The organism is Lichenibacterium minor (assembly GCF_004137685.1).
Classification (GTDB): Bacteria; Pseudomonadota; Alphaproteobacteria; order Rhizobiales; family Beijerinckiaceae; genus Lichenihabitans; species Lichenihabitans minor.
Genome location: NZ_QYBB01000018.1, coordinates 1 through 21,033, shown reverse-complemented (window position 1 = coordinate 21,033; position 21,033 = coordinate 1). Strand labels below are relative to the sequence as shown.

The 21,033-nt window shown below is 72.9% G+C and carries 20 protein-coding genes and 1 tRNA gene; 14 read left to right on the top strand and 7 right to left on the bottom strand.

The genetic code is table 11. The features are described from left to right. Window positions 1–3: 3 nt before the first annotated feature. Window positions 4–591, bottom strand: a complete 588-nt coding sequence (coaE, locus tag D3273_RS15720; RefSeq protein WP_129227900.1) for a dephospho-CoA kinase — start codon at window positions 589–591, stop codon at window positions 4–6. Between the two features lie 93 nt (window positions 592–684). Here coaE and D3273_RS15715 point away from each other — a divergent pair, with 93 nt between their 5' ends. Further along, window positions 685–2,244: an acetolactate synthase large subunit gene (locus D3273_RS15715; protein WP_129227839.1), complete on the top strand. Its 1,560-nt coding sequence runs from the start codon at window positions 685–687 to the stop codon at window positions 2,242–2,244. A gap of 152 nt (window positions 2,245–2,396) precedes the next feature. Beyond that, window positions 2,397–2,786 (top strand): hypothetical protein, encoded by a 390-nt coding sequence (locus D3273_RS15710; RefSeq protein WP_129227838.1) that lies wholly within the window; start codon window positions 2,397–2,399, stop codon window positions 2,784–2,786. Window positions 2,787–2,817: 31 nt separating this feature from the next. Here the strand turns inward: D3273_RS15710 and D3273_RS15705 are convergent, their stop codons facing one another. After that, entirely contained in the window at window positions 2,818–5,079 is a 2,262-nt protein-coding gene (locus D3273_RS15705) for a M10 family metallopeptidase C-terminal domain-containing protein (protein ID WP_245501200.1), read from the bottom strand. Window positions 5,080–5,475: 396 nt separating this feature from the next. Between D3273_RS15705 and D3273_RS15700 the strand changes: the two genes are divergently transcribed. After that, window positions 5,476–6,582 (top strand): alpha/beta hydrolase, encoded by a 1,107-nt coding sequence (locus tag D3273_RS15700; RefSeq protein ID WP_129227837.1) that lies wholly within the window; start codon window positions 5,476–5,478, stop codon window positions 6,580–6,582. 79 nt (window positions 6,583–6,661) lie between these two features. Here D3273_RS15700 and edd read toward each other — a convergent pair whose 3' ends face one another. Further along, complete coding sequence (gene edd, locus D3273_RS15695; protein WP_129227836.1) at window positions 6,662–8,488, bottom strand: phosphogluconate dehydratase; 1,827 nt, start codon at window positions 8,486–8,488, stop codon at window positions 6,662–6,664. 195 nt (window positions 8,489–8,683) lie between these two features. Here edd and D3273_RS15690 point away from each other — a divergent pair, with 195 nt between their 5' ends. The 3 genes from D3273_RS15690 (at window position 8,684) to D3273_RS15680 (ending at window position 11,619) form a co-directional block, all read left to right on the top strand. After that, window positions 8,684–9,565, top strand: a complete 882-nt coding sequence (locus D3273_RS15690; RefSeq protein ID WP_129227835.1) for a glucose 1-dehydrogenase — start codon at window positions 8,684–8,686, stop codon at window positions 9,563–9,565. 300 nt (window positions 9,566–9,865) lie between these two features. Further along, the gene (locus D3273_RS15685; RefSeq protein ID WP_129227898.1) at window positions 9,866–10,831 is read left to right on the top strand and encodes a 2-hydroxyacid dehydrogenase; all 966 of its coding nucleotides are present in this window, start codon (window positions 9,866–9,868) and stop codon (window positions 10,829–10,831) included. Further along, window positions 10,828–11,619 carry an AprI/Inh family metalloprotease inhibitor gene (locus D3273_RS15680; protein WP_129227834.1) on the top strand — a complete coding sequence of 264 codons (792 nt, stop codon included), beginning with the start codon at window positions 10,828–10,830 and terminating at the stop codon, window positions 11,617–11,619. Before D3273_RS15685 ends, D3273_RS15680 begins: the two co-directional genes overlap by 4 nt. 21 nt (window positions 11,620–11,640) lie before the next feature. Here D3273_RS15680 and D3273_RS15675 read toward each other — a convergent pair whose 3' ends face one another. Beyond that, complete coding sequence (locus D3273_RS15675) at window positions 11,641–12,285, bottom strand: RluA family pseudouridine synthase (RefSeq protein WP_129227897.1); 645 nt, start codon at window positions 12,283–12,285, stop codon at window positions 11,641–11,643. Window positions 12,286–12,398: 113 nt separating this feature from the next. Here D3273_RS15675 and ftsY point away from each other — a divergent pair, with 113 nt between their 5' ends. Further along, window positions 12,399–13,745, top strand: coding sequence for a signal recognition particle-docking protein FtsY (gene ftsY, locus D3273_RS15670; RefSeq protein WP_129227833.1), 1,347 nt, complete (start codon window positions 12,399–12,401; stop codon window positions 13,743–13,745). Between the two features lie 132 nt (window positions 13,746–13,877). After that, window positions 13,878–14,513, top strand: coding sequence for a septation protein A (locus D3273_RS15665; RefSeq protein ID WP_129227832.1), 636 nt, complete (start codon window positions 13,878–13,880; stop codon window positions 14,511–14,513). A 33-nt stretch (window positions 14,514–14,546) separates the two neighbouring features. Here the strand turns inward: D3273_RS15665 and D3273_RS15660 are convergent, their stop codons facing one another. Beyond that, entirely contained in the window at window positions 14,547–14,963 is a 417-nt protein-coding gene (locus D3273_RS15660) for a hypothetical protein (RefSeq protein ID WP_129227831.1), read from the bottom strand. A 28-nt stretch (window positions 14,964–14,991) separates the two neighbouring features. Continuing rightward, window positions 14,992–15,312, bottom strand: coding sequence for a hypothetical protein (locus tag D3273_RS15655; RefSeq protein WP_129227830.1), 321 nt, complete (start codon window positions 15,310–15,312; stop codon window positions 14,992–14,994). Between the two features lie 159 nt (window positions 15,313–15,471). On the opposite strand from D3273_RS15655, the gene D3273_RS15650 reads away from it, so the two are divergent. The 4 genes from D3273_RS15650 to D3273_RS15635 all read left to right on the top strand — a co-directional run bounded on the left by D3273_RS15650 (window position 15,472) and on the right by D3273_RS15635 (window position 18,340). Beyond that, window positions 15,472–15,546: transfer RNA gene (locus D3273_RS15650), tRNA-Gly, on the top strand. Between the two features lie 246 nt (window positions 15,547–15,792). Next, window positions 15,793–16,269 carry a hypothetical protein gene (locus D3273_RS15645; protein ID WP_129227829.1) on the top strand — a complete coding sequence of 159 codons (477 nt, stop codon included), beginning with the start codon at window positions 15,793–15,795 and terminating at the stop codon, window positions 16,267–16,269. A gap of 215 nt (window positions 16,270–16,484) precedes the next feature. After that, window positions 16,485–16,769 (top strand): hypothetical protein, encoded by a 285-nt coding sequence (locus D3273_RS15640; RefSeq protein WP_129227828.1) that lies wholly within the window; start codon window positions 16,485–16,487, stop codon window positions 16,767–16,769. A gap of 77 nt (window positions 16,770–16,846) precedes the next feature. Continuing rightward, a complete protein-coding gene (locus tag D3273_RS15635) occupies window positions 16,847–18,340 on the top strand; it encodes an AMP nucleosidase (protein WP_129227827.1) in 1,494 nt (497 codons plus the stop codon). A gap of 33 nt (window positions 18,341–18,373) precedes the next feature. On the opposite strand, the gene D3273_RS15630 is transcribed toward D3273_RS15635, so the two are convergent. Then, window positions 18,374–18,718 carry a hypothetical protein gene (locus D3273_RS15630; protein ID WP_129227826.1) on the bottom strand — a complete coding sequence of 115 codons (345 nt, stop codon included), beginning with the start codon at window positions 18,716–18,718 and terminating at the stop codon, window positions 18,374–18,376. Between the two features lie 107 nt (window positions 18,719–18,825). Here D3273_RS15630 and queE point away from each other — a divergent pair, with 107 nt between their 5' ends. Together queE and queC are read left to right on the top strand one after the other, a co-directional pair. Continuing rightward, window positions 18,826–19,458, top strand: coding sequence for a 7-carboxy-7-deazaguanine synthase (queE, locus tag D3273_RS15625; protein WP_129227825.1), 633 nt, complete (start codon window positions 18,826–18,828; stop codon window positions 19,456–19,458). Then, the gene (queC, locus tag D3273_RS15620) at window positions 19,458–20,174 is read left to right on the top strand and encodes a 7-cyano-7-deazaguanine synthase QueC (protein ID WP_129227824.1); all 717 of its coding nucleotides are present in this window, start codon (window positions 19,458–19,460) and stop codon (window positions 20,172–20,174) included. The genes queE and queC overlap by 1 nt, the downstream gene beginning before the upstream one ends. Window positions 20,175–21,033: the final 859 nt, after the last annotated feature.

Here is a 21,033-nt window from a genome sequence, read left to right as displayed (position 1 = left end):
GCCTCATCCATCCTTCGCCAGCGCGGCGATCACGGCCGCGACCCGCGCCCGCGCGGCCGCCATGCCCGCGCCGGTGTCGATCACGAAGCGCGCGCGGGCGCGCTTCTCGGCGTCGGGCACCTGCCGGGCGAGGATAGCGGAAAGCCGCGCCTCGGTCATGCCGGGGCGGAGGAGCACGCGCGCCTTCTGCACAGCCTCGGGCGCCGTCACCACCGCCACGACGTCCACCTCGGCGTCGCCCCCCGTTTCGAACAGCAGCGGAATGTCGAGCACCGCGAGCGGAGCCCCGGCGGCCTCCGCCCGCGCCAGAAAGGCGGCGCGCTCGGCCCGCACCAGCGGGTGCACGATGGCTTCGAGCCGGCGCAGCACGGAAGGGTCGTCGAGCACCCGCTGGCGCAGCAGCTCGCGGTCGACGGCGCCGCCCGTCGCCACCCCCGGGAAGGCCGCCTCGATCGCCGCCACGGCGGCGCCGCGGTACAGCGCGTGGACGGCGGCGTCGGCGTCGAACACCGGCACGCCGGCGTCGCGGAACATCGCCGCGGTGGTCGACTTGCCCATGCCGATCGAACCCGTCAGCCCCAGGATCACCACGATGCGCCGCCCCCGCTTCCCTTTGCGCAGGATCGGCGCGAAAACACCGGAACGCAATGCGGCGCCCGCCGGGCGGCCCTGGAGACCGACGCGATGAATGGTGCCGACCGCCTGTGCGACACGCTGCTCGTCAACGGCGTGGACGTGTGCTTCGCCAACCCGGGCACGTCGGAGATGCATTTCGTGGCGGCGCTCGACCGCCGGCCCGCCATGCGCTGCGTGCTGGGCCTGTTCGAGGGCGTGGTGACGGCCGCCGCGGACGGCTACGCCCGCATGGCCGGGAAGCCCGCCGCCACGCTGCTCCACACGGGGCCGGGCCTCGCCAACGGCCTCGCCAACCTCCACAACGCCCGCCGCGCCCGCACCCCGGTGGTCAACGTCGTGGGCGACCACGCCGGATACCACCTCCCCTTCGACGCGCCGCTGACCACCGACATCGACTCGCTCGCCCGGCCCATGTCGCATTGGCTGCGCCGCTGCACGGGCCCGGACGACGTGGGCCCCGCCGCCGAGGCGGCGATCCTGGCGGCCCGCACCCATCCCGGCGTGGCGACGCTGATCCTGCCCGCCGATTCGGCCTGGGGCGGCGTCGACGCCCCCGCCGAGGCCGTGGCGGCATCGGTCCCCGCGCCCCGCGCCGTGCCGGAGGAGCGGATCGCCGCCGCCGCGGCGGCGATCCGCGGCGCCGGGCCGCGCGCCGGGATCCTGCTCTGCCACGAGGGGCTGCGCGCCGGCGGCCTGGAGACCGCCGGCCGCATCGCCGCCGCGACCGGCGCCAGGCTCTTCGCCCCCGTGCAGATCCCCCGCATCGAGGCCGGGCTCGGCCGGGTGCCCGTGACCAAGATCCCCTACGCGATCGACCTCGCCTTGGCGTGCCTGGCCGACGTCGACGTGCTCGTGCTGGTGGGCGCCCCCGAGCCCGTGGCCTTCTTCGCCTACCCGAACAAGCCGAACCGGCTGCTGCCCGAGGGCGCGCGGGCCCTCGTCCTGGCCGAGCCCGGCGAGGCGATCGGCGACGCGCTGTCGGTCCTGGCGGACCGGCTCGGCGCCGGGGCACCGCTCGAGGTCGCGCGGCCCGCGCCCCTGGAGGGCGTGGCCGAGGGCGACCTCACCGACGCCGCGCTGTCGCGCTCCATCGCCATGCTGATGCCCGAAGGCGCGATCGTGATCGACGAGGGGCTGACCACGGCGCGCCCGGTCTTCGACCTCCTCAAGGGCGCGCCGCCGCACGACTACCTGATGCTGACCGGCGGCGCGATCGGCATGGGCCCGGGCGCGGCGGCCGGGGCCGCGCTGGCGTCGCCCGGCCGCAAGGTGGTGGCGCTGCAGGCGGACGGCTCCGGCCTCTACACCGTGCAGGGGCTGTGGACGCAGGCGCGCGAAAAGCTCGACGTGGTGACGATCGTCTTCTCCAACCGCGCCTATGCGATCCTGCAGCGCGAGATGCGCAACGTCGGCGTGAACGAGTTCGGCGAGAACGCGCGCCGCATGATGCAGCTCGACGACCCCGCGGTCGACTGGGTGTCGCTCGCCAACGGCTTCGGCGTCGAGGGCGCGGCGGTCGAAACCGCCGAAGGGTTCCACGCCGTGCTCGAATACGCCCTGAACCGGGACGGGGAAGGGCCGTTCCTGATCGAGGCCGTGATGGCGTGACGGCCGGCCGCGGAGGCCGTCGTCCGCCGCGGGTTTCGCGTGCGAGGCGGGGCATCGAGCCTATCCGCGGAGCGGTCCTCGTGTCAGGGCTTCGCGTCGAAGCCCGCCGAAGGGCGAGCCCCTCGGAAACCTGATCGAAGAGCCACGGTGGAATGGTCGGAAAAGTGGAAGCCTATGCGGCGCTGGGCGCCGCGCTGAAGAACGAGCGCTGGGCCTGGTCGGGCCACGGCGAGGACGGGGCGACGGTGGTGGTCACGCTGTGGGCCGACAAGCTGCGCGAGGTGCCGGGCGGGGTGCGCTACGACCTGTTCGACGCGCCCGACCTCGACGCTTGGCGCACGAAGCGCGGCAACCGCGAACGCATCCGCGACCTCCAGCTCGCGCGCGACCGCGCGGACGGGCTGTTCAAGGTCGTGATCGGCCGCGCCAACGAGGCCGGCGACGCCATGACGGAAGGTTCCGTCTACGAGCCGTCCGACATCGTCATGCGCCTGATCGACCTCGACGAGGCGACGGGGGAGTTCAGCGCCGAAAGCGCGTGACGCCCCCGCTCCGCCGAGGCGCGCGCGGGCGTCACGCGTGGAACGTCACGGCGTCCCGGCCGGCGATCAGCTCCCGCTTGGTCACCCCCGCCAGGCGCAGGATGTCGCCGGTGACCGGATCGGAGATCACGACGGCGCCGCCCACCATGCGGCTGTCGCGGAGGACCTCCGCCACGGAATTGTCGAAGTCCGCGCCCGACAGCGCCAGCGTGTCGCCCCCGTCGCCGCCGACGCGGAACTGCCGCATGACGTCGCGGCCGAAGCCGGGATCGAACACGAAGGTGTTGTCGGGAGCCCCGTGGTTGAGGAACACGTCGAAACTCGACGACGCGAGCGTCTGCCCGCCCGTCAGCACGTCGACCTGGCGGTGCCCGTTGGCCCGGATCAGCGCCACGCTCGTCTGGGCGCCGCCGTCGTAGCTGTCGATCTCGGCCACGAAGCCCGCCCCCTCGGGGGGGCGGGCCAGGCTCGCCGGGGAAGCGACGTCCGATCGTCCGCCGGCGCCGTCGGTCATCGTCGCCACGATGAAGCTCTGCGGGTCGTCGACGGCGTCGGTGAAAGCGAAGCTCCCGTCCGCCGCGACGGCCGCGAAGCCCAGTTGCCGGCGCGCGCCGTCCACCTCGGCGGAGAACGCCACGCTCGCCACGCCGGCCGTGCTCGACGCGTGGCCGGTGAACACGAAGCCGCCGTCGCCCGTGTAGGCGAGGCCGGGGTCGAGGGCGAGCTTGTCCACCGGTGCCGTCGAAACCGCGCGGGACGCCGTCGGCACAGTGGCGACCTGCGCGGCGACCTGCGTGGCGGCGACCGCCGCGGAGGCGGCCTGCCCGTCGCCGGTGCCCGTGACGGCAGGGGCGGCGGCGGGGATCGCCCCGCCGACATTCGTGACCGCGGTTCCGGCAGTCGCCGGGGCGGTGGTCGGGCCGGCCGCCACCGATGCCGCCACCGCGGAAACGGTGGCGGCGACGGTCTGGCCGGCGGTGGTCGAAGCCTGGCCGGTCGGGGCGGGCGCCGCCGAACCGCCGGCAGGCGTCGCCGCCGGGACCGTGGCTGCGGCGAGCCTGAGGTCGACGCCGCCGGACGGATCCGTCGTCGCCACGAAAGCGCCGGACAGGCCGGGCGACAGCGACAGGCCAAGGCCGCCGCCGCTGCCCGTGGCGTAGGTCAGCCGGCCGGTCGAAGCGTCGTAGCCGAAGGAGAAGCTGCCGAGCGCCGCGTCGGTGAAGCGGAGGGTGTCGAGGTTCGTGAAGTCGGTGATCGTGTCGCCGTCGTGGTCGGCGGCCGTGTCCTTGAAGACGTCGGCGCCGCCCCCGCCCGTGAGCGTGTCGTGGCCGGAGCCTCCCGTCAGCGTGTTGGCCACGGCATTGCCGATGACGATGTCGTCGCCGCTTCCCCCGATGGCGTTCTCGATCGTGACGCCGTTCGCGATCAGGAAGCCCCCGGTCAGCGTTTCCGAGGTAGACAGGAAGCCGCCGCCGCCGACCTGCTTGTCCAGCGTCGCCGCCCTGAGGTCGATCTTGGACCGGCTCGATCCGACGTACCGGATCGTGTCGGTCCCGCCCGTGTCCCAGATGGTGGTGTAGCCCGCATCGGCCGCCTTGTCGTCGCCGAACGTGTACACGTCGTCGCCGGTATCGTGCGCCTTCGCGCCGTAGATGTACTGCAGGGCGGCGACGTCGATCGGGCCGTACGAGCCGAGGTTGGCGTTCAGCACGGTCTGCCCGGGGTCGACGGACGGCGTCCACGGGTTGTCCTCGCCCCACACCGTCCCGGAATACGACATGACGCTGTAGAGGGACGAGTTCAGGAAGTGGACGCCGAGGTCCGCTTCGCCCCGGACGCCGTCGTCGATCTCGCCCGCGACCTCGAACGTGTGGCGCAAGCCGAGGCTGTGCCCGATCTCGTGCAGCCAGGAGTTCGAATATTGTCCCAGGAACACGGCGCTGGACGCCGAGGCGGCGGTCCCGGAGATGTCCAGCTCCGTGCCCGTCTGCGTCACGCCCGGCGCGGGATCGGACGATTGACCGCCCCCGCCGCTGCCCAGGATCTGGTTCAGCAGGGCCGCGCTGGCCGCCGTCTCGTGGAACGTGAGGGGGGTGAAGGTGGACAGATCGGCGAAGATCGACCCGTAGAAGGCGCGCCAATTGCCCTCGTCGAAATCGGGCCTGCCGTCGCCGTCGATGTCCGACGCCGTGAAGCCGTATGTCAGGTCGTGCGACGCCCAGGCGTACCGCCACACGACGCTGTCGACGACGCTGTTGGAATCGGGGGCGACGGTCTTCGTCAGGTCGGTCATGAGGGTTCTGAAGGTCCGGTTCCGGCGTCTCGAAATCGCGATCCCGTCCGGTCGACGTCGCCGTCCCGGCGCGGGCGTGGCGGACGCGTCCGATCGTTGCAGGCCCATGCCGCCATGGCACGGAAACCTAGACTGAATAGATGAACGGATTTCTGTTCGGGCGAGCCGTTCTTCAATCGAGAACCGCGCTTCCGGGGCGTCCTATCAACACTCGCCCGGCCGATCAAGGCGGGGCTGGACGGAAAGCCTGCGGCGAACGGCCGTCGCGGTGCGCGCCCGGCCCCCGCCGGGGGCGCAGCTTGCCGGCGCGCCGCGAAGGACCGTAACATGCGGCCAACCGGGCGAGGGCGCCGCGCCGGCCGGCCCGGGGTCGGACAGCGCCCACGGGATGGAAACATGTCGATTGTTCTGCGCGCGGCGGCCTGCGCCGCGGCGCTTCTCGGCGCGACGCCGCTCCTCGCCCAGACGGTTCCGAACCCGGATTTCCCCGCCCTCGAGGCCGCGCAGAACGCCGCCAACGGCGCGCCCGGCCCCCGCTCCGTGCCGGCGAAGGCCGTGCCGGTCCCCGACGACGTCGATCTCGCCACGGCGGCCCTCGTCGCCGCGCCCTACCGCGTGCCGGCCTGGAACGCCAACCCGCCCGACGCCGCCGCCTGGAAGGCGCTGGTCGACAAGCTGGCGCAGGCCTCCCTGCCGGGGCTGGCCAAGGCCCGCGCGGCCCTGGGCGTCACCATCCAGCCCACCACGATCGGCGGCGTGAAGGGCTTCGTCCTGACGCCGAAGGAGATCCCCGACGCCCACAAGGGCCAGGTGGTCTACAACATCCACGGTGGCGGATACGTCTACGGGCCCGGCGAGTCGGGCACCGCCGAAGCCATGCTGATGGCGGCCTACGGCGGCTACAAGGTGGTCGCGGTCGATTACCGCATGCCGCCCGACGCGCCCTATCCGGCCGCGATGGACGACGCCGACGCCGGTTACCGGGCGCTGATCGCCGAAACCGACCCGAAGAAGGTGGCCGTGGTGGGCACCTCGACGGGCGGCGGCATGGCGTTGGCGCTGATGCTGCGGCTGAAGGGCGAGGGCGTGGCGCTGCCCGGCGCCGTCGCGCCCGGCACGCCCTGGTCCGACATGACCGAGACCGGCGACACCTACCGGACCAACGAGTGGGTCGACAACGTGCTGGTCAGCTATTCCGGCTACCTGACCCACGCGGCGCAGCTCTACGCCGCCGGCCACGACCTGAAGGACCCGCAGCTGTCGCCCATCTACGGCGACTTCCACGGCCTGCCGCCGACGATCCTGACCAGCGGCACCCGAGACCTGTTCCTGTCGAACACGGTCAGGACGCAGCAGAAGCTGCGCGAAGCGGGCGTCGTGCAGGAACTGCAGGTCTACGAGGGGATCTCCCACGCGCAGTACCTGTTCGACCCCCAGGCGCCGCTCACCAAGGAGGTGTTCGGCGAGATCACGCGGTTCTTCGACCAGCACCTGGCGAAATAGGCCGGCCGAGCGGGGAGGGGGCGCGGACGCGGTCCGCCGCGGGGCGCCCCCGCGTCGACCGCCGCCCCCACCCTCCGTGTCACCCGAAGATGGTCGCCCCGGCGTCCGCGGCGCCGACAGCGGCGCGGAACGGGGCGAAGAGCTCGCGCCCGCAGCCCCAGTGGGAGTCTTCGAGGTCGCAGGTGGCGTTCTCGCGGGCGTCCCATTCGTCGGCCGGCACCAGCACGTCGAGCCGGCCCGTCACGGCGTCGATCCGCACCATGTCGCCGTCCCGCACCTTGGCGATGGGGCCGCCTTCCGTCGCCTCGGGCGTGACGTGGATCGCCGCCGGCACCTTGCCGGACGCGCCGGACAGCCGCCCGTCCGTCACCAGCGCCACGCGGTGGCCGCGGTCCTGCAGCACGCCGAGGGGCGGCATCAGCTTGTGCAGCTCCGGCATGCCGTTGGCCTTGGGGCCCTGGAAGCGCACCACCGCCACCATGTCGCCGGTGAACTCGCCCGCCTTGAAGGCGCGCTGCAGCTCCTCCTGCGAATGGAACACGCGCGCCGGCGCCTCGATGACGTGGCGCTCGGGCGCCACCGCCGAGGTCTTCAGCACCGCGCGGCCGAGGCCGCCGTCGAGCAGCTTCAGCCCGCCCGTGGCGTGGAACGGCTTGGCGACGCCGCGCAGCACCGTCTCGTCGCCGGACTGCTGCGGGCCCGTGCGCCACACGAGCTGGCCTTCGGCCCCCAGCGCCGGCTCGGCCGTGTAGGCGTCGAGCCCCTTGCCCATCACGGTCTCGACGTCGCGGTGGAGCAGCCCGTCGCTCAGCAACTCGCGGATCACGAAGGCCATGCCGCCGGCGGCGTGGAAGTGGTTCACGTCCGCCTTGCCGTTCGGGTACACGCGGCACAGCAGCGGCACCACGTCGGCGAGGTCGGAGAAGTCCTGCCAGGTGAGCTTGATGCCCCCCGCCGCCGCCATGGCGACGATGTGCAGCGTGTGGTTCGTCGAGCCGCCGGTGGCGTGCAGCCCCGCGATGCCGTTGACGAAGGCCCGCTCGTCCAGCATGCGCCCCATCGGGGTGTATTCGTTGCCGAGCGCGGTGATCTGCATGGCGCGGCGCGCCGCTTCCAGCGTGAGGGCTTCGCGCATCGGCGTGTTGGGGTTGACGAAGGATGCGCCGGGGAGGTGCATCCCCATGATCTCCATCATCATCTGGTTGGTGTTGGCGGTGCCGTAGAACGTGCAGGTGCCGGGGCCGTGGTAGGACTCGGCCTCGGCTTCCAGCAGCGCCGCGCGGTCGATCTTGCCTTCGGCGAAGAGCTGGCGGATCTTCGCCTTCTGGTCGTTGGGCAGGCCCGAGGTCATCGGCCCCGCCGGGATGAAGATCGCCGGCAGATGGCCGAAGGCCAGCGCCCCGATGACGAGGCCGGGCACGATCTTGTCGCAGATGCCGAGGTACACGGACGAGTCGAAGGTCTGGTGCGACAGCGCCACGGCGGTCGACAGAGCGATGACCTCGCGGGAGAACAGCGACAGCTCCATGCCGGCTTCGCCCTGGGTGACGCCGTCGCACATGGCGGGCACGCCGCCGGCCACCTGGGCCACGCCGCCGGCGTCGCGGGCGGCGCGGCGGATCATCTCGGGGTAGCCCTCGTAGGGCTGGTGGGCGGACAACATGTCGTTGTAGGCCGTCACGATGGCGAGGTTGGCGCCGGCGCCCGAACGCAGCATCGCCTTGTCGCTGACCCCGCAGGCCGCGAAGCCGTGGGCCTGGTTGGCGCAGCCGAGCCGCGCGCGGCGCGGGCCGGCCTCGGCCGCCTTGGCGATCCGGTCGAGGTAGCGGGAGCGGGTGTCGCGGCTGCGCTCGACGATGCGTTGCGTCACCTCGCCGAGGCGGGCGTTCGGGGCGCTGGTCGTCATGGGATCCTCGTCGTCCGGTGCGCAGGCTCGGGCCGTCGCGTCCTGATGAGCCGCGGGTGTACCACGCCGCAACCGGGGGGCCAATCGCGCCCGGCCCGGCCCGGCCGGGCGCTTGCGGCGGAACGCCACGCGCGGCCGGTCGTTGAGCGGGAGCCGAGGCGGAGCCGTTCCGCCGTTCGACCGAGGACACCCGCCATGAGCGATGCCAAGCAGGCCGACGCGAAATCCGCCGCCCCCGCCCAGTTCGACCCCGGTCGCGTGCCCCGGATCGCCTACAACGAGGTGCTGAAGGGCCAGCCCGCCATCGTCACCGGCGCCAATTCCGGGATCGGCGAAGCGGTGGCGCTCGGCCTCGCGCAGGCGGGCGCCGACGTGGCGGTGAACTACGTCACCCATCCCGAGACGGCCGAGGAGGTCGCCCACAAGATCGAGGGCTTCGGCCGCCGCGCCATCGTGGTGAAGGCCGACGTGTCGAACGAGGGCGAGGTCGAGGCCATGTACGCCAAGGCCATCGCGGAATTCGGCACGCTGCACATCTCGGTCAGCAATGCCGGCCTGCAGGCCGACTCGCCGCTCGTGTCCATGACGCTGGCGCAGTGGGAGAAGGTCATCTCGGTGAACCTCACCGGCCAGTTCCTGTGCCAGCGCGCCGCCGCGCGCGAGTTCCTGAAGCGCGGCGTCGTGAAAGGGGTGTCGCTCGCCGCCGGCAAGATGATCTGCATGTCGTCGGTGCACCAGCAGATCGCCTGGGCGGGCCACGTCAACTATGCGTCGTCGAAGGGCGGCATCATGATGCTGATGCAGAGCATGGCGCAGGAGCTCGCGCCCCATTTCGTCCGCGTCAACGCCATCGGTCCCGGCGCCATCCGCACGCCCATCAACACCGCGGCCTGGTCCACGCCCGAAGCCTATGCCGACCTGATGACGCTGGTGCCCTACAAGCGCATCGGCGAGCCCGACGACATCGCCCAGGCGGCCGTGTGGCTGGCGTCCGACGCCGCCGACTACGTCACGGGCACCACCATGTTCGTCGACGGCGGCATGACGCTCTACCCCGGCTTCGCCACCGGCGGCTGACGCCGCCCCCCTCCCGTGGCCACACGCGCTCCCGTGCCAGCGGCGGCCTTTCCTCGTCCCGTCCAGGCCGCCGCCGGTTCGAGGAGCGGCATTCCTCGGCCGATGCCCGAAGTCTCGCCGGCGATCCGGCGACTTCCGCCATGCGGGCGGGCATGGGGGAGAGCGTCGCCCGGTCGGCGGGCACCCCAGCTTGCGGCGCCCGGACCCGATCGCGCTGTTGCCGGTGGGGCGGCCTTGCCGCATGATGGCTCACACCTTTCAGCGTTCCGGAGCATCGGCTTGGCGTCTCCCCTGATCCTCATGCCCAAACCGATGGCACCCAAGGTCGTCGAGGCCCTCGGCGGCGACGCCGGCCTGGTGAAGCTGTGGGAGTCCGCCGATCCGGACGCCGAGCTGGCCCGCGTGGCGCCGGAGGTCGGCGCCCTCGCGGTCGGCGGGCACGTCAAGGTCGACGGCGCCTTCATGGCGCGGTTCCCGAAGCTCGAGATCGTGTCGAGCTTCGGCGTGGGCTACGATTCGATCGACGCCGCCTGGGCGGGCGAGCGCGGGCTCTTGGTCACCAACACGCCGGGCGTGCTCGACGACGAGGTGGCCGACACCGCCATGGGGCTCGTGCTGGCGACCGTGCGCCAGTTCCCCGCCGCCGAGCGCCACCTGCGGGCCGGGCGGTGGCTCGACGGCGCCTTTCCGCTGAGCCACACGCTGCGCGGCCGCACGCTCGGCATCCTCGGGCTGGGGCGGATCGGCAAGGCCATCGCGCATCGCGCCGAAGCCTTTGGCCTCGCGATCGCCTATCACGGCCGCCGGCCGCAGGACGGCGTCCCCTTCCGCTACCACGCGACCGCGCTCGAGCTCGCCGAGAACTGCGACATCCTCGTCGTCATCACGCCGGGCGGCGCCGAAACGCATCATCTCGTGGACGCCGCCGTGTTGAAGGCGCTGGGCCCCTCCGGCATCCTCATCAACGTGGCGCGCGGCTCCGTGGTCGACGAGGCGGCGCTGATCGCGGCGCTGCAGTCCAAGACCATCCTGGGCGCCGGCCTCGACGTCTTCGCCGAGGAGCCGAAGGTGCCCCAGGCGCTGCTCGACCTCGACCACGTCGTGCTGCTGCCCCACGTGGGTTCGGCGTCGCACCACACGCGCGACGCCATGGGCCAGCTCGTGGTCGACAACATCCGCTCCTGGCGCGCCGGCGCGCCCCCGTTGACTCCCGTGGTCGAGACGCCGTGGCGCGGCGCCTACAAGGGCTCGGCCGGCCCCCGATGACCGCGCTCCCGAAAGCCCGCATCATGCACGCGATCCGCCCCGCCATCGCCGCCGCGGCGCTGCTGTGCGCCGCCGGCGCGCAGGCGGCGCCGGCGCCGGCCGCGAGCAGCTGGACGCTGTCGGGGGACGGCGGCAAGCAGTGCCGCCTGACCCTGCACGCCGCCGCGGGCGGCAAGACCGCCCCCGTCGCCATGCCGCCGGGCTGCCACCGCGCCTTTCCGGCGCTGAAGGGCGTCGCATCCTGGTCCGAGGTGGGCGACGGCCTCCACCTCGACGACGCGCGCGGCGAGCCGCTGCTCGCCTTCGCGGTCGACGGGGCGGGGTTCCGCACCACGACCCCGCAGGGCGACGCGCTGTCGCTCCGCTCCGCCGACGGCCGCGGCCGTGCGGCGCTGGACAGGGCCGCCGCGGCGGCGCCCGCCGCGGTCGAACTCGCGCAGGCGAGCGCCAAGGCGGCGCCGGCCGCCAAGCGGCCCGCCGCGGCCGGGCAGAAGCCGGCCGACGTGGCCGGCCGCTACGCGGTGCTGCGCGACAGGACGCACGACACCGGCTGCATGGTGACGCTGGACGACGCGTCGGCAGCGGGCCGGACCCTGAAGGCCCGCCTCGCCCCGGCCTGCCGCGACCAGGGCATCGTGATCTTCGATCCGGTCGGCTGGGAGATGGTGGGCGGCAAGCTGGTGCTCACCGCCCGCAAGGGCCACACGACCGAGCTCGACGCCCAGGAGGACGGGTCCTGGATGAACGACCCGAAGAAGGGCAAGGCGCTGTCGCTGAAGCGGATCTGAACGCCGGGCCGGCCCCCGGGGTCAGGGGGCCGGGTTTCCCGCGAAGCCCAGCGCCGCCAGCGCGGCGGCCATGTGGCCCGGCACCGGGGCTTCCGCTTCCACTGCCGCCCGGCTCGGGTACAGCGGCACCGCCACGAGGCGGGCGAGCAGGTGCAGCGTCGTGGTCGACGCGGCGTCGCGGTCGCCGTAGATGGCGTCGCCCACCAGCGGCCAGCCCAGCGCCGCGCAATGCACGCGGATCTGGTGCGTGCGGCCCGTGCGCGGCTTCAGCTCGAGCCAGCTCCGGCCGCCGCCGCGCCCGAGCACGCGCCAATCCGTCACGGCCTCCTGGCCGGCGGGGTCGACCTGCATCCACCAGCCGCGCGACGCGTCCCGCCGCCCGAGCGCGAGGTCGACCGTGCCGGAATCCGCCTCGGGCACGCCCTCCACCACCGCCCAGTAAGTCTTGTCGACGCGGCCCGCCTTGAACAGCGCCCCGAGCTTCTGCAGCGCCTTGCGGTGGCGGCCGAGCACGAGGCAGCCCGACGTGTCGCGGTCGAGCCGGTGGGCCAGGGCCGGCACGCGGGGCAGGCCGAAGCGCAGGCCGTCGAAATGCGCTTCCAGGCTGTCGCCGCCCTTCGGGCCGGGGTGGACCGCGATGCCGGCGGGCTTGTCCAGGACGAGCATCAGGGCGTCGCGGTAGAGGAGGCGGGGGGCGAGGTCTATCGGCTGCACCGGGAAAGGCTTATCGGAACCGGGACGGCGTGGCGAGCCGCGCGGCACGGGACGGGGATGGGCGGATGGCCGGGGACGACGATCAGGGCGGCAAGCGGAAGCCGGGCTTCTTCAAGCGGCTGTTCGGCGGCGGCGCCGTGCCCGAGCCCGCGGCTCCGGCCGAGCCCACGCCCGATCCCGCCCCCGCCGCCGAAGCTCCTCCCCGGCCGGCGCCGGCGCCCGATCCCCTGCCGGCGCCGAAGCCGGCGCCCGATCCCGTCCCGGCGTTGAAGCCGGCGTCCGATCCCATCCCGGCGGCTCCCGACGCGACGCGCCCGGCGCCGGACCCCGCGCCCCGCCTGGCGCCGGAGCCGCCGCGGCCCGAGCCCGACGCGGCTGGCCCCGTCGCCGAAGCGCCGCAGCCTCCGCCCGCCCCCGCGGGGCAGACGCCGCTGGCCCGGCTCGTCGAGGCCGAAGCGCTTCCCGGGGCCGCCCCAGCCGCCGAGCCGCCGCGGCGCAGCTGGCTGGCGCGGCTGACGGGCGGGCTGTCGCGCTCGTCGTCGTCGATCAAGGACGGCATCGTCGGGGTTTTCGCCAAGCGCAAGCTCGACGACGCCACCCTCGACGACCTGGAGGACGTGCTCATCAGGGCCGACCTCGGCATCGCCATGGCGACCCGCATCACCGGGGCGATCGGCTCGGGCCGCTACGAGAAGGGCATCGACCCCGAGGAGGTGCAGGCCATCCTGGCGCGCGAGGTGGAAGCCGTCCTGGCCCCCGTGGCGGTGCCCTTCGCGGTCGATGCCGCGAAGAAGCCCTTCGTGGTGCTGGTGGTGGGCGTCAACGGCTCGGGCAAGACCACGACGATCGGCAAGCTCGCGGCGAAGCTGTCGGCGGAGGGCCTGAAGCTCACGCTCGGCGCCGGCGACACGTTCCGCGCCGCCGCCATCGAGCAGCTGCGCGTCTGGGGCGAGCGGACGAACTCGCCCGTCGTGTCGCGGCCGCAGGGCGCCGACGCCGCGGGCCTCGCCTTCGACGCCATCGCGGAAGCGCGCGACAACGGCTCCGACGTGGTGCTGATCGACACGGCGGGGCGGCTCCAGAACCGCGCCGAGCTGATGGACGAGCTCGCCAAGGTGGTCCGCGTGGTGAAGAAGGCGGAGCCCGACGCGCCCCACGCCGTGCTGCTCGTGCTCGACGCGACGGTGGGCCAGAACGCCCTGAGCCAGGTCGAGATCTTCGCCAGGGTCGCCGGCGTCACCGGCCTGGTGATGACCAAGCTCGACGGCACGGCGCGGGGCGGCATCCTGGCGGCGGTGGCGGAAAAGTTCGCCCTGCCGGTCCATTTCATCGGCGTCGGCGAGGGGATCGACGACCTCGAACCCTTCGCGGCCGCGGATTTCGCCCGCGCCATCGCGGGCCTGGAGCGTTGACGCCGCGCCGCGTCATCAAAAGAACGGGTTCGTCGCTTTATCGGGTTGAAGTTTGAGGCTATTCGGGCGCCGGCGCGCCGGCCGGGGTGGCGAATCCCGGTCGGCGCGCGGAGCCGAGGTGACAGGCGAACGATGACGAGTCTCGATGACAGACCGAAAGCCGCCGGGGGCGCGGCGCGCGCGGCGAAGCCCGCCGGACGCGCGGTGGACCCGGCGCTGAAGCTCGTGCTGGAGCTCGGGCCGCTGGCCTGCTTCTTCGTCGCCTCCTACCGCTACGGCCTCCACGTCGCCACGGGGGTGCTGATGGTGGGCGTGGTGGTGACGCTTGCCGCCTCCTACGCGCTGACCCGCCGCCTCCCGGTCATGCCGGTCGTCACCGCGGTCGCCGTCCTGTTCTTCGGCGCGTTGACGTTCTATTTCGACAACCCGGTCTTCATCAAGATCAAGCCGACGGTGATCAACTGCATCTTCGGCGCGGCGTTGCTGGGCGGCCTGGCGTTCAACAAACCGCTGCTGCCCGTGGTGCTCGATTCGGCGCTGCACCTCGACGAGGCGGGGTGGCGCAAGCTCACCTTCCGCTGGGGCCTGTTCTTCTTCGTGCTGGCGGCGCTCAACGAAGCGGTGTGGCGCACCCAGAGCGACGTGTTCTGGACCGGCTTCAAGGTGTTCGGCACCATGCCGCTGACGATCGTCTTCGCGCTCACCCAGGTGCCGCTAATCATGCGCCACGAGCTGAAGCCGACCGCCCCCCAGGACGAGCACTTCTGACGGGTCGAGGCTCCGCCCGGAGCCGCGCCGCCTTCACGGCTTGGCGCCGGCCCCGCCCGTCGCCGCCGCGCCCGAACCGGCCTTGCCCGCCGGGGACGCGGCCGCGCCGGTCCCGATGCCGTTCGAGACGCCCTGGCCGCCGATGCCCTGTCCCGCCGGGCCGGGGACGCTCGTGCCGGTGCCCGGCACGCCGGCCGCTCCGGTGTCGCCGCTGGGCGTGCCGCTCGTGGCGCCGTTGCCCGACCCGTTCGTCGAACCGCCGAGCCCCGTCCCGGCCACGCCGCCCGCTCCCGGCACGGTGAGGTCCTTGGTGGTGCCGCCGCCCGGCAGGGGCGAGCCCGCGTTCGCGTCCAGGTCCGCCCCGCGGCCGCTCTGCGCCCCGGCGCCCCCCGCCGCGGCGAGCAGCGCCACGGCCGCCGCCGTCACGACCATCGTGGATCGCTTGCTCATGGTGTCGGCCCCCCGTATTCGCCGCGCTTCACGGGGGCGCCTTGCCGGTGGTCCCCGTCATCACCCCGCCGTTGCCGTTGGCGCCGGAGCCGACGATGGGCGTGCCGCTGACGCCGCCGGCGCTGGACCCCGCGGCGGGTTCGGCCGGCGCGGGCCGCCCGCTGCCTTCCGTCTTCACGCCGGTGTGCCCCGTGCCGCCGGCGTCGCCCTGGCCGCCGCTGGAGCTGGCGCCGCCCGTGCCGCCGGAGGTGCCGCCCGTCTGCCCGCCGGGCGTCTGCGCCTCCGCGCTCCCCAGGCCCAGGCCGGCCAGCGCGCAGGCCGCGATGATTCCGAGTGCCGATCGCCTCATGCCGTCTTCCCCCGCCTCGTCCGGGATGCAACGCGCCGTGCGGCCTTCCGTTGCCGACGGCCGACGTCCCCGCAGGCCGTCGTCGCTTTTTGTGGCCGGCGGGCTTGCAAACCGTCCCGGTCTGCGGCAATAACCACCTCGTCGCCGCGCGACATGGATGCGGGTGTAGCTCAGTGGTAGAGCACAACCTTGCCAAGGTTGGGGTCGAGGGTTCGAATCCCTTCGTCCGCTCCAGTACGCGCGACAGCTTATCAGATCGCCGTTGACCGAAGAAGCGAGCCTTTCAGGCGACGCTCCTTGTTCCGGCATCTTTCACATCTGCAGAGCTCGTGGATCCGCAGCCGACACCTCGGCGGTTGCAGCGCGGCGAAGGCCGCCGGGGCGCGGGCGGCACCTGAACCCAGTCTGAACCGCGGGGTTCAGCGCCCGTCGCGGCCACCCCGCTACACCGGGGCATCGCCAACACGGGATGCCCACCGCATGTCCACCTCCGACCCCGCCTCCACCCGCGCCACCACGCCGCGCCCCGGGCTCCCCGGCCCCGGGCTGTCGCGCCGCCGCGGCGTCCGAGCCGCCGCGGCGCTGCTGCTCGCCTTCGGGGCCGGCGGCGCGCTGATCCACTTCGCCGACGGCACGCGGCACACGACCGTGCTGGCCCTCGCGCCCGGCCCCATCGGCAGCGTCAAGGACGGCAGCGCCGCCCTGAAGGGCCAGGTCGCCGACGTGTTCGGCGACAAGTTCGTCCTCGCCGACGACACCGGCCGCGCCCTCGTCGAGACTGGACCGGCGGCGCGGGGCGCCGCGTTGGTCAAGGCCGGCGAAACCGTGACGGTGCAGGGCCGCTTCGACCACGGCACGCTGCACGCGGCCGTGCTGTCGCACGCCGATGGCCGCCAGGACGCGCTCGACGCCGGTCCCGGGGGGCCGCCCCCGCCTCCGGTCCGCGCCGGCTTCTGATCCGGGATCCGGCCGAAGGGGCCGGGTCACGGATCGGCAGCCCGCGCGGCAACCGAGCTAAGCCGCTTCCCGCGTCGCGGAGGCAGCCAACGAAGGGCGGGTTCCCGCCCACCCATCGCGACGGGCCGCGCCGCCCGAGCGGCGGCGCCCGGTCGCGCTGGCCGGCGGTCGAGGGCTTCGACCGCCGGCATCATCGTCAACGAGGAGATCGATCCATGTCCGATACCGTCACGCTGTCCGGCACCGTCGCCGACGTCTTCGCCCACCGGTTCACCCTGAAGGGCGAGGGCGGCACCGTCCTGGCCGACCTCGGCCCGAAGGGTGCCGAGCGCATCCGGCTCGCGCCGGGGGACGTCGTCACCGTCACGGGCGACGCCAAGCCGTCCGAGATCAAGGTCAGGACGGTCCTGCGCGCCGGCGAAACCGTCGAGGTCCCGCAGGGTCCGAAGCCGCACGGCAAGCCGCACGGCCGCCCCGGAGACCGGTCCGAGGCGGCCTGATCGTCGTCTTTGCGCTCGGGGGCCGGGGATGCGAGAGTCGGCCGACCGCGCCCCCGGCGCCATCGAGGTGTCCCCGCGTGCAGACCGACGAACTCCGCCCGACCGAGACCATGGATTCGCCGGAAGCGGCGGTGGACCGCCTGCGCGACCTCCACGCCGGCGCCACCGAAGCGCTGCGGGCGGCGCTCGGGCGCTTTCTCGACGACGGCACGGCGCCCGACATGGGCACCCGCATGCAGTTCCGCTATCCGGAGCTGCGCGTCACCTACGCGCCCGACGGCCCGGTGCCGCGCATCAAGCGCGCCACCGCCAAGCTGCAGGGGCCGGGCACCTACACCACCACGGTGACCCAGCCCGACTATTTCCGCCCCTACCTGCTGGACCAGCTCCGCCCGCTGGTGCGGGACTACGGCGTCTCGATCGAGGTCGGGTCGAGCGCCCAGGAGATCCCCTATCCCTACGTGGTCGAGCCCGGCGCCGACCTCGCGTCCGGCGGCGTCACCCCGGCCGAACTCGCCCGCCACTTCCCCGTGCCTCTGCTGAGCGCCGTGGGCGACGAGATCGCCGACGGGCTGTGGCAGGTCGACGAGCCCGACGGCGCGCGGCCCCTGGCCCTCTTCGACGCCGTGCGGATCGATTTCTCCCTGCGCCGCCTCGTCCACTACACGGGCTCGGATTGGCGCAACATCCAGCCCTGGATCCTGCTCACCAACTACCACCGCTACGTCGACCAGTTCGTGCGCGTCGGGTTGAGGACGCTGGCCGAGAGCGACGGCTACGAGCGTCTGGTGCTGCCGGGCGGCGTCGTGGTCGAGCGCGGCGAGGCGGCCGACGCCGATCCGGCGGCCGTGATCGCGGCCTCGCCCTGGCACCGCTCGCAGATGCCCGCCTACCACCTCGTCGGGCGCGGGCCGGACGGCGCCCCTTCGGGGACCACGCTGGTCAATATCGGCGTCGGCCCGTCCAACGCCAAGACCATCACGGACCACCTCGCGGTGCTGCGCCCCCATTGCTGGCTGATGGTGGGGCATTGCGGCGGCCTGCGCCAATCGCAGACCATCGGCGACTACGTGCTCGCCCACGGCTACATGCGCCGCGACCGCATCCTCGACGAGCTGGTGCCGCCCGACGTGCCGGTGCCGGCGCTGGCCGAGGTGCAGCTGGCGCTGCAGGCCGCGGCGGCCGGCGTGACCGGGGAAGCGCCGGACGCGCTGAAGAGCCGCCTGCGCACCGGCACGGTCGTGACCTACGACGACCGCAACTGGGAGCTCCGCTTCTCGCAGGAGCGGCGGCGGATCAACCTGTCGCGCTCGATCGCGGTCGACATGGAAAGCGGCACGGTGGCGGCCCAGGGCTACCGCCTGCGCGTGCCTTACGGCACGCTGCTCTGCGTGTCCGACAAGCCGCTGCACGGCGAGATCAAGCTGCCCGGCGCCGCCAACGCCTTCTACGAGCGGGCCGTGGGCGAGCACCTGCTCATCGGCCTCGACGCGCTCGACCGGCTGCGCCGCGACCGGGCGGGGCTGCATTCGCGCAAGCTGCGCGCCTTCGACGAGCCGCCGTTCCGCTGATGGGCGGGCGCCGGGCCGTTCCGCGGCCCGGCCTCAGGGGTCGACGCAGAGCGTCGCCCTTTGGTTTAAGTAGCAGGTCTTGTCGTCCGAATCCCTCGACACGACGACCTGGCCGTAGCGCACGAACACCCGGCGCAGGCGCCCGTCGCCGGGGCGCCGCGCGACGAAGCGGCCGCTCATCGCCGCCCGCCTGACCCTGATCGCATCCTCGGCCCCGACCGTGATGGTGACGTCGCCGGCGCGGCCGCTGACCGCGCAGTCCCGGTCGTCGATGACCGGCACGCCCTGCACGGTCATGTGGCAGGTGGCGGCGGAGGCCGGCCCGGCGGCCAGGCAGGCCAGGGTGAAGGCCAGGGCGGCGCCCCGTGTCGTCGTCATGGTGCGATCCTCTCGTGGTGGTCCGGCCCGAACGGGCGACCGTGCGGCGCGGGTCCGTGCGCCCCTGCTGCAATCGGGCGGACGATCGCCTATATCCTGTGGCGATCATGTCCTATGCCGTCAAAGAGATCTTTTACACCCTCCAGGGCGAGGGCCGGCAGGCCGGCCGCGCCGCCGTTTTCTGCCGTTTCGCCGGCTGCAACCTGTGGAGCGGGCGGGAAGCCGACCGCGCATCGGCCGCCTGCACCTTCTGCGACACGGATTTCGTCGGCCTCGACGGCCCCGGCGGCGGCCGGTTCGCCGACGCGGACGCCCTCGCCTCCGCGGTCGCGGCGGCCTGGACCGGCGCGCCCGACAACCGCCTGACCGTGCTCACCGGCGGCGAGCCGCTGCTGCAGGTCGACGAAGCCCTGACGGCGGCGTTGCACGCGCGGGGCTTCGAGATCGCGGTGGAAACTAACGGCACCATCGCGCCCCCGCCGGGCCTCGACTGGCTCTGCGTCAGCCCGAAGGGCGACGCGCCGCTGGCGGTCGAGCGCGGCGACGAGCTGAAGCTCGTCTTCCCGCAGCCCCGCGCCCTGCCGGAGCGCTTCGCGCATCTCGGCTTCGGGCATTTCATCCTGCAGCCGATGGACGGGCCCGAGGCGGCCGCCAACACGGAGGCTGCCGTGCGCTACTGCATGGCGAACCCGCGCTGGCGCCTCGGGCTGCAGACGCACAAGTTCCTGGGGATCGCGTGATGGCCGGACAGGACGAAGCGCGGGCGATCGTGCTGTTCTCGGGCGGGCAGGATTCCGCTACCTGCCTCGCCTGGGCGCTCGACCGTTTCGCCCACGTCGAGACCGTGGGCTTCGATTATCGCCAGCGCCACCGCGTCGAGCTCGACGTGAGGGCGCCGTTCCTCGACGGGCTGCGCGCGGGTTTCCCCGCCTGGGCGGGCCGGCTCGGCCCCGACCACATGCTCGACCTCGCCGTCCTGGGGCAGCTCAGCGACACCGCCCTGACCCGCGACGTCGCGATCAGCATGGGGGACAACGGCCTGCCGACGAGCTTCGTGCCGGGCCGCAACCTCCTGTTCCTCACCTTCGCGGCGGCGCTGGCCTACCGGCGCGGCATCAAGCACATCGTCACCGGCGTCTGCGAGACGGATTTCTCCGGCTATCCGGACTGTCGCGACGACACCATCAAGGCGATGCAGCTCGCCCTCAACCTCGGCATGGAAGCGCGCTTTGTGCTGCACACGCCGTTGATGTGGATCGACAAGGCCGCCACCTGGCGCTTGGCCGAGGGGCTCGGCGGAGCGCCGCTGGTCGACCTCGTGCGCGACGACACCCACACCTGCTACACCGGCGACCGGGCGCACCGCCACGATTGGGGCTACGGCTGCGGGGTCTGCCCGGCCTGCGAGCTCAGGGCGAAGGGGTATCGGGAGTTCAGATCACAAAGCGTGCCGTGAAGTTGAAAGCTACTCCCGTCGAAACCGGTCTCTCCGCAGGCTCCGTAGAGGTGCTGTTCAGGACTTCACGGCTGGCGACCATGATCCTCCGCCGTCGACCGTGCAAGGCCATGCAGGTGGCCGTTCGTCTCGCTCGGTCACGGGCGTGGTGATCCCGCGTGGACCGGCAGCCGCAGGCCGCACGCGACGATCCGCCCGAAGCGGGGCTCGACCTTCGAAGGGCCGTTCCGCTTCTGCCTGACCCGACGACGCCGGGCCTCGAGCGTCGTGCCGCGGGAGCAGGTTTTGGCGTCGACGGCGCGCGGAAGCCAAAGCCGAACGAATTGCCCGGGACGCCAGGCCATTCGGGCGTGCCGCCCGTCCGAGGGGCAGAAACCGAACGGGTCCGACACGTCGAGCCAGACCCGCCCTCGACGCGGCCATCCTGACCCGACCGCGCCGCCCGCACTGGACAGTTCCGAGCGCGAACTGCGACCGACCGCCACACATCGCGACATCATAGGTGGTTTTCGCGCGCAATGGAGGCGCCGATCTGTTCGCCGACGTCAGATCTGTCGTCGGCACAGCCGCAGGCTCCGGTGCCGATATCGATGAGGCCGACCTCAACACGCTATCCGGGTGCCGATCCGTCGTGCTGATTTGATCAGATATGGGAGTTTTATAATATTTTAACAAGTATGGCTCCAGGGTGATGTTGGAATTTATCCAGCAACAGCATCTTGAGCTGCAACAGGCGTGCGGGCAGTATGAGACGGCAAATCCTGCTCGCCCTTATTGGGTCATTGACCGTATTGAGCCCTTGCGAGGGATCGGACGACCTGCCGTCCAGGCAGGATGTGCAGATCATGGGCCGCGTGTT